The organism is Phenylobacterium sp., assembly GCF_030697925.1.
In the GTDB taxonomy this organism is placed as follows: Bacteria; Pseudomonadota; Alphaproteobacteria; order Caulobacterales; family Caulobacteraceae; genus Phenylobacterium.
Genome location: NZ_JAUYOJ010000075.1, coordinates 1 through 2756, shown reverse-complemented (window position 1 = coordinate 2756; position 2756 = coordinate 1). Strand labels below are relative to the sequence as shown.

Below are 2756 nucleotides of genomic sequence, written 5' to 3'. Positions count from 1 at the left end.
TCAGGGCGACGGCCACCCGCGCCAGCGGCGCCCGCACCGTCGCGAACACGACCTGTCCAGCGACCAGCGTGGCGGCGCCCGTAAGAGTGCCGACAAGGATCGCGCCGAATAGGCCGGCGCCCGCGCCGTGGGCGTAGAGGCCAGCCGATACGCCGGCGAAGAGCGGCAGGGCGTAGACCGCCAGGCTGAACAGCAGCCAGCAGACGGCCGCCAGGCCGACGATCATGAGGATGAGGCCGATGGCGATCATGGTGATGGTCTCTGTGACAAGGGTCGAACGGGCGCGTCCACCACCACCACCACGGCGCGTGCGAACTATAGCCGATCGTCGTCCCTCCTGGAATCGCGGGCGGGGATGAGCGGGCTGGCGGCGCTCACGCGCCGCCCTCGCCGAACCGCCAGACGGGGATGCCCATCATCTTGGCCTTGTCGGCCAGGTTGGCGTTGATGCCGGTGCCGGGGAAGGCCAGGACCCCGATCGGCAAGACCTCAAGCATCTTGTCGTTGCGTTTGAACGGGGCGGCCTTGGCGTGATGCGTCCAGTCGGGCTTGAAGGCGATGTGGGTGACCTTGCGGGCCTCGGCCCAGCAGGCGGCGATGCGTTCGGCGCCGGTGGGCGTACCGCCATGCAGCAGCACCATCTCGGGGTGCTTGGCGTGGACCTTGTCGAGCGCGTCCCAGATGCGGGCGTGATCGTTGTAGGCCGCCCCGCCCGTGAAGGCGATCTTCGGACCGGCCGGCAGGAGCACCATGGTGTCGGCGCGGCGCTTGGCGGCGAGGTAGTCGCGGCTGTCGATCATGGCGGCGGTCAGGGCGCGATGGTTGACCCTCGAGCTCGTGCGCGTGGACCAGGGCGAACCCGTGTGGATCTGGAACTGATCGGCCGCCTGGTCGCGGTAGAACTCCAGGCTGTCGCGGCGTTCGAGGAGGACCAGACCTTCCGCCAACAGCCGTTCCAGTTCGACCGATCGGACCTCGGAGCCGTCCTGTTCGCGCTGGCTGCGCCTCTGGGCGTCCTCATTGTCGTCGAGCCGTCGCTGCACCCGGTCGGCGGCGCGGTGGAAGAGGTTGACCGTCGACCAGAGCAGCTCGGCCAGGTCGGGTTCGAGGCAGGTCTCGGCGAGGGGCGAGACCAGGGCGTCGAAGATGTCGGCTACTGCGCCCGCAATCGCATCGGCCTCGGGCGACGGCCGCGGGTCCGGCGCGTCGTCGAGGGGCCGGTAGCCGTAGAGGGCGAGGTCGTCGAGTAGCTGGCCGGTGGAAGATGCGGCGTGCTCGGGTTCGTCGTCGAAGAAGGGGGCGGTCATCATGATGTCGGGCCTCTGTCGGATCGGCCGCGCCCATCGCGGCCTTCGTGGCGATCCTCTGGAGGCGAGCGAACCGGATCCGCACCGGCGCGGCCGCAGCGAAGCGGAGGGCGGCGGGGGGCGGCTATTTTGGCTCGCGATGCAAAGCCGAGCCTGCTCGGCGGCGGAAAATAGCCGGATCCCGCCGTTGCGGGTCCGGACCGCTTGCCGACCGATCGCCCTCTAGAAGGCCGTGGACGCGGCGGCTCTCCGACGGCCTGCGATCATGGGCGCCGTGACGCGTCCGCAAGCGACGCCGAACCGACCTCGACGCCGAGGTCCCCGCTCATGGGCGCCCTATTCAGAAATCGGCGAACGTCCTCGGGGACCAGTTGGGTTCGCAACGCCGCAGCCAAGTGGCCAGCGCCGAGATGGCGCAGGTCGTCATTGAAGTCACCCAGACTCGGCGAAAGGATCACCGCCTCGATCCCGGCGTTCAGGGCGCGCTCGGCGAGAGCCGCCGCCGCCGCATGGCCGGCCAGGTCGTCGTCATGGGCGATGTAGAGGCGCCGAAGGGTCTGCGGGAGGACAAGCGCGGCGAGGTGCGCCGACGAGAGGGCGGCGACAAGGGGCAGGTCCGGCATGACGCCACCGAGCGACAGCACGGACTCTATGCCTTCGCCGGCCGCCATGACGTCTCGTGCGGCGCCAAATCTGACGCCGTGCCCAAGGAGGCGGCCCATCGCCCGGCGGGGCGAGGCGACCGGAGCCTTGGCGCCGCCGGCGTCGTCCAACCAGGTGCGATGCGCGCCAGTCTGCCGGCCGGCGAGGTCGGTGACGGCGGCGATCATCGCGGGCCACGCCGGTCTGGCGTCGGGCGCGTCGTCCCTCCCGGGCCGATAGAAGCAACGCGGATGGAACCGCAGCGCCGCGCGGGTCCGAAGATCCGCGATACCCCGGCTGCGCAGATAGGCCTCCGCGATCGTACCCGAGAGCGGCTTCGACATGGCGAACAGGCGCTGCGCGGCCTGTGACGAGCCAGTTGCCGCCCTGGCCAAGCGGCGGGGCGGCGCGGCAGCGGGTTCTGGTCTTGGCAGCGCCAGGAACCGGCGGGCCTCGTCCAAGGTGTCGCGCAAACGGTGGAGACCCTGGTTCAGGGCGATGAGGTCAAGCAGGTCGCCGTGCTCGCCCGTGGCCGCGTCGGTCCATTTGCCTGCGGCGCCTCGCCCCTCGTCGGAGCCCCGCAGACGGACGTAGAGACTGCGTCCCGGCTTGTTTCGAGCATCACCGACGAGCCAGTAGCGGCCTTCGCGCCGGCCCTCGGAGAGGTAGTGGCGGCACACGGCCTCGGCGTGATCGGCGAGGCGGTGCGCCAGGTCGGACGCGACCGTGCGCATGGCATGGCTCCCAAAGAAGAAGGGACCCGCCGCGAGGACGGGTCCCTTCCAGGTCGACTAGGGCCTCGACCTA

Annotated in this window: 2 protein-coding genes and 1 pseudogene; all 3 read right to left on the bottom strand. The window is 70.5% G+C overall.

Going from position 1 to position 2756, the window contains the following annotated elements:
- Positions 1-250, bottom strand: a pseudogene (locus tag Q8Q88_RS07135) (hypothetical protein); the annotation flags it as partial.
- Between the two features lie 124 nt (positions 251-374).
- Positions 375-1310 carry a DUF2493 domain-containing protein gene (locus Q8Q88_RS07130; RefSeq protein WP_371129827.1) on the bottom strand — a complete coding sequence of 312 codons (936 nt, stop codon included), beginning with the start codon at positions 1308-1310 and terminating at the stop codon, positions 375-377.
- Between the two features lie 260 nt (positions 1311-1570).
- Entirely contained in the window at positions 1571-2683 is a 1113-nt protein-coding gene (locus Q8Q88_RS07125; RefSeq protein WP_305674506.1) for a toprim domain-containing protein, read from the bottom strand.
- Positions 2684-2756 lie beyond the last annotated feature (73 nt).